The organism is Frankia sp. AgKG'84/4, assembly GCF_023242965.2.
Taxonomy (GTDB): Bacteria; Actinomycetota; Actinomycetes; order Frankiales; family Frankiaceae; genus Frankia.
In genome coordinates this window covers 1-4644 of the sequence record NZ_JALKFU020000421.1, presented here as the reverse complement: position 1 = coordinate 4644, position 4644 = coordinate 1, and the positions used below count along the sequence as shown (strand labels likewise).

6 protein-coding genes are annotated in these 4644 nt (G+C 70.7%); all 6 read right to left on the bottom strand.

The genetic code is table 11. From position 1 onward, the window contains the following. Positions 1-304 precede the first annotated feature (304 nt). On the bottom strand, positions 305-736 hold the full coding sequence (locus MXD58_RS20410) for a metal-sulfur cluster assembly factor (protein ID WP_248840751.1): 432 nt from the start codon (positions 734-736) through the stop codon (positions 305-307). Beyond that, complete coding sequence (gene sufU / locus MXD58_RS20405; protein ID WP_248840752.1) at positions 733-1242, bottom strand: Fe-S cluster assembly sulfur transfer protein SufU; 510 nt, start codon at positions 1240-1242, stop codon at positions 733-735. The genes MXD58_RS20410 and sufU overlap by 4 nt, the downstream gene beginning before the upstream one ends. After that, positions 1239-2561 carry a cysteine desulfurase gene (locus MXD58_RS20400; RefSeq protein ID WP_248840753.1) on the bottom strand — a complete coding sequence of 441 codons (1323 nt, stop codon included), beginning with the start codon at positions 2559-2561 and terminating at the stop codon, positions 1239-1241. Before MXD58_RS20400 ends, sufU begins: the two co-directional genes overlap by 4 nt. Then, a complete protein-coding gene (gene sufC, locus MXD58_RS20395) occupies positions 2558-3352 on the bottom strand; it encodes a Fe-S cluster assembly ATPase SufC (protein ID WP_250609742.1) in 795 nt (264 codons plus the stop codon). The genes MXD58_RS20400 and sufC overlap by 4 nt, the downstream gene beginning before the upstream one ends. Before the next feature lie 8 nt (positions 3353-3360). Then, positions 3361-3708: a non-heme iron oxygenase ferredoxin subunit gene (locus tag MXD58_RS20390; protein WP_248840755.1), complete on the bottom strand. Its 348-nt coding sequence runs from the start codon at positions 3706-3708 to the stop codon at positions 3361-3363. Further along, the coding region (gene sufD, locus MXD58_RS20385; RefSeq protein WP_250609741.1) for a Fe-S cluster assembly protein SufD at positions 3705-4644 on the bottom strand (940 nt) is incomplete at its 5' end. The genes sufD and MXD58_RS20390, both read right to left, overlap by 4 nt.

Here is a 4644-nt window from a genome sequence, read left to right as displayed (position 1 = left end):
GTCGTAGCGGCACTGTTCGTCGTAGCGGCACTGTTCGTCGTAGCGGCACTGTTCGTCGTAGCGGCACTGTTCGTCGTAGCGGCACTGTTCGTCGTTTCGTCGAACTTCGTGCGGCCCGGCGGAGAGTTCGGCGAGTGTCACCGCGCTGATGGCGACCTCGTCTGGAAGCTCAGCTGGATCGATCCAGCGCCCTTCGGAGATCCCACGAGGCCACGCACGGGCGTTGCCGAGGCGCGCCGAAGCCCGGTCTGGTCGGAGGGGTGCTCCGACCAGACCGGTGGCGGCTCTCGGTGACTCGCGTGGGTCAGACGTTGAAGCCGAGGGCGCGCAGCTGCTCGCGGCCGTCGTCGGTGATCTTGTCGGGGCCCCACGGGGGCATCCAGACCCAGTTGATCGTGACGCCGGCGACCAGGCCGTCGGGGCCGTCGACCAGCGCCGAGCGGGTCTGGTCCTCGATGACGTCGGTGAGCGGGCAGGCCGCGGACGTCAGCGTCATGTCGAGGGTGACCGTGTTGTCGTCGGCGACGTGGATGCCGTAGACGAGGCCGAGGTCGACGACGTTGATGCCGAGCTCGGGGTCGACGACGTCGCGCATCGCCTCCTCGATGTCGTCGAACGCGGCGAGCTCGAGGCCGGCCGCGCGCTCGGCGACGGTGGCATGCGGCTCACCGGCGGCGTCGTCGGTGGTGTCGGCCGCCTCCGGGCGGGTGTCGGTGTCCGTGGCCGCGTCGGTCATGGCTTCTCCTGCTCGGGTACGTCGAGGGCGGCGGGCGGCGCTGCCGCCGGGGTCGCCGCCGCGGTGGCCGCGGGATCCACGGCCTTGGCGGTCGCGTCCTTCCAGGCCATCCAGGACAGCAGGGCACATTTCACCCTGGCCGGGTACTTCGAGACCCCGGCGAACGCCACGGCGTCCTCCAGGCGGTCCTCGTCGCCCTCGGCGGTGCCCCGTGACTGCATCAGCGCCAGGAACTCCCGTTCGAGCTCCAGCGCCTCGTCGATCTTCTTGCCGATGACCAGGTCGCTCATGACGCTCGCCGAGGCCTGGCTGATCGAACAGCCCTCGCTCTCGTACGAGACGTCCTCGACGACCCCGTCCACGACCTTGACCCGCAGGGTGACCTCGTCACCGCAGGTCGGGTTGACGTGGTGCACCTCGGCGTCGAACGGGTCGCGCAGGCCGCGGTGCAGCGGGTTGCGATAGTGATCCAGGATGATCTCCTGGTACATGGAATCGAGCTTCACCTCGAGAAGAACCTCCGCACCCCGTGCAGACCTTCCACCAGGGCGTCGACCTCGGCGGTCGTCGTGTAGAGGTGGAACGACGCACGGGTCGTCGCCGGCACGTTGTAGCGCAGGCAGACCGGCCGCGCGCAGTGGTGGCCGACGCGCACGGCGATGCCGCGCTCGTCCAGGATCTGCCCCACGTCATGCGGGTGAATCCCGCGCCCCTCGTCGTCCGTGAGCACGAACGAGATCGCGCCGCCGCGGGCCTGGGCCGTCGGCGGGCCGATGATCCGCAGGCCGGGCACGGTGGCCAGCGCGTCGAGCGCGTAGGCGGTGATCGCGTGCTCGTGCGCGGCGATCGCGGCCATGCCGAGGCCGTTGAGGTAGTCCACGGCGGCACCGAGCGCGACGACCTGGCTGATCATCGGGGTGCCGGCCTCGAAGCGGTGCGGCGGGGGCGCGTAGGTCGAGCCCTCCATCGTGACGATCTCGATCATCTCGCCGCCGCCGAGGAACGGGGGCATGACCTCGAGCAGCTCACCGCGGCCCCACAGGACCCCAACACCCGTCGGCGCGCACATCTTGTGGCCGGTGAAGGCGAGGAAATCGACGCCGAGTTCGACCACGTCGACCGGGAGGTGCGGCACGGACTGGGAGCCGTCGAGGACGGTGAGGGCGCCGACCTGGCGGGCCCGCGCGACGATCCGCTCGACCGGGTTGATCGTGCCGAGGATGTTCGACTGGTGCACCATCGAGACGACCTTGCACCGGTCGGTAATGACCGCGTCCAGGTTGTCGAGGTTCAGCCGGCCGTCGTCGGTCAGGCCGATCCAGCGCAGGGTGGCGCCGGTGCGCCGGGCGAGCATCTGCCAGGGCACCAGGTTGGAGTGGTGCTCCATCTCGGTGATGACGATCTCGTCGCCGGGGCCGATCCGGAAACGGTCGGCCTCCGGGCCGGTGGTCTCGGCGTTGCTCATCGCGTAGGCGACCAGGTTGAGCGCCTCGGTCGAGTTCTTCGTGAAGACGACCTCACGCCGGTCGGTCGCGCCGATGAACGCGGCGACCTTGTCCCGGGTCGCCTCGTACAGGGCGGTGGCCTCTTCGGCGAGGACGTGGATGCCGCGGTGCACGTTGGCGTTGTGCAGCTCGTAGTAGGCCCGCTCGGCGTCGAGGACGGCGTACGGCTTCTGCGAGGTCGCGGCACTGTCGAGGTAGACCAGCGGCAGGTCGTCGTGCACGGTGCGGGCGAGGATCGGGAAGTCCTTGCGCACCTGCTCGACGTCGAATCCGAGCACCGGCGCCGCGGCGCCGGCCGCCCGCGGCTCGGCCAGCGTCATGACACCGCTCCCGCCTTCGCCACCGCGACGGCGTCGCCGCCGCCCTTGACGTAACGGTCGTAGCCTTCGTCCTCGAGCACGGAGGCGAGTTCCGGGCCGCCCTCGTCGACGATCCGGCCGCCGGCCATCACGTGGACGAACTCGGGCTTGATGTAGCGCAGGATGCGCGTGTAGTGCGTGATGAGCAGGATGCCCGTCTCGCCCTGGGCGCGCACGGCCTCGACGCCGCCGGAGACGATGCGCAGCGCGTCGACGTCGAGGCCGGAGTCGGTCTCGTCGAGCACAGCGATCTTCGGCTTGAGTAGCGCCATCTGCAGGATCTCGTGGCGCTTCTTCTCGCCGCCGGAGAAGCCCTCGTTGACGCCGCGCTCGGCGAACGCCGGGTCCATCTCCAGGGCGGTCATGGCGGCCTTGACCTCCTTGACCCACGTGCGCAGCTTCGGTGCCTCGCCGCGCACGGCCGTGGCCGAGGAGCGCAGGAAGTTCGACACCGACACCCCGGGGATCTCCACCGGGTACTGCATCGCCAGGAAGATGCCGGCGCGGGCGCGGGTGTCCACGCTCATCGCGAGGACGTCCTCGCCGTCGAGGGTGATGCTGCCCTCGGTCACCTTGTACTTCGGGTGGCCGGCGATCGAGTAGGAAAGCGTGGACTTGCCGGACCCGTTCGGGCCCATGATGGCGTGGGTCTCGCCCTTGCGGACGGTGAGGTCGACCCCGCGCAGGATCTCGCGCGGACCCTCCTCCGTCTCGACCGAGACGTGCAGGTTGTGAATCTCCAAGGTCGACACCGCTGTGGTCACCCTCGTTCCGGGGTCGAATGTGCGACGTCGACGAACACGTCGTCGCCGTCGATGGTCACTGGGTAGGTGGGCACCGGGTCGATCGCGGGCAGCGTCAGGGGCACGCCGCTGGCCAGATCGAACTGCGACCCGTGCAGCCAGCACTCGATCTTGCCGTCCTCGACCTCGCCCTGGGAGAGCTGGACGTCCGCGTGCGAGCACTCGTCGCGCAGCGCGAACACCCGCTCCCCCACCCGCACGACGCACACCGGCACGCCGTCGATCTCGGTACCGAGCGCGGTGTCGTCGCCCAGCTCGCTCAGGGCGCACACGCGGTACCGGTGCGGGGCGGGGACGGTGCTCATGCGTCCGCCGGGAGCTCACCGAGCCGGGCCGACACGGTGTTCATGATCCGTTCGCGCAGTTCCGGCACCTCGATGCGGTCGATGACCTCGGCGAAGAAGCCGTGCACGACGAGGCGGCGGGCCTCGGCCGGCGGGATGCCGCGGGACTGCAGGTAGAACAGCGCCTCGTCGTCGAAACGGCCGGTGGCGCTGGCGTGGCCGGCGCCGACGACCTCGCCGGTGAGGATCTCCAGGTTCGGCACCGAATCGGCGCGGGCGCCGTCGGTGAGGACCAGGTTGCGGTTGAGCTCGTAGGTGTCGGTGTCGACCGCGTCGGCGCCGATGACGACGTCGCCGATCCACACCGCGTGCGCCGAGTCGCCGCGCAGCGCGCCCTTGTAGGTCACCCGGCTGCGGCAGGACCGGGCCTCGTGGGTGACGAGCAGGCGGTGCTCCTGGTGCTGCCCGGCATCGGTGAAGAACACGCCGTTGAGCTCGGCGTCACCACCGGGGCCGCGGTACTCCACCGTCGGGTTGAGCCGGACGAGCTCGCCACCGAGGGTCACGGTGAACGAGCGCAGCTTCGCGTCGCGCCCGACCGAGTAGGCGTGCGCGCCGAGGTGCACGGCGTCGGCGTCCCAGTCCTGCAGGGACACCACCGTGAGCGACGCGCCGTGGCCGACGTACACCTCGACGTTGCCGGCGTAGGTGGCGCTGCCGGTGTGGTCGAGCACGACGGTGCCGGACGCGAACGGGCCGATCTCGACGATCACGTGCCCGTAGGCGATGCCGCCGCCGGCACCGGCGCCGCGCGGGCTCTCGCCGTGCAGGCGCACGACGACCGGCTCGGTGAGGGCCGCCTCGGCGGGGATCGTCACGGCGGTCACGTCGGTGGCGCGGGTCAGGGCGAACGCCGCGACCCGGTCCGCCGGGGTGAGCACCCGGCCGACCCGCGGG

Excerpts from the sequence above, each read along its gene's own strand:
- MXD58_RS20410 (WP_248840751.1), bottom strand. The coding sequence starts at position 736 with ATGACCGACGCGGCCACGGACACCGACACCCGCCCGGAGGCGGCCGAC.
- MXD58_RS20400 (WP_248840753.1), bottom strand. The coding sequence starts at position 2,561 with ATGACGCTGGCCGAGCCGCGGGCGGCCGGCGCCGCGGCGCCGGTGCTC.
- MXD58_RS20390 (WP_248840755.1), bottom strand. The coding sequence starts at position 3,708 with ATGAGCACCGTCCCCGCCCCGCACCGGTACCGCGTGTGCGCCCTGAGC.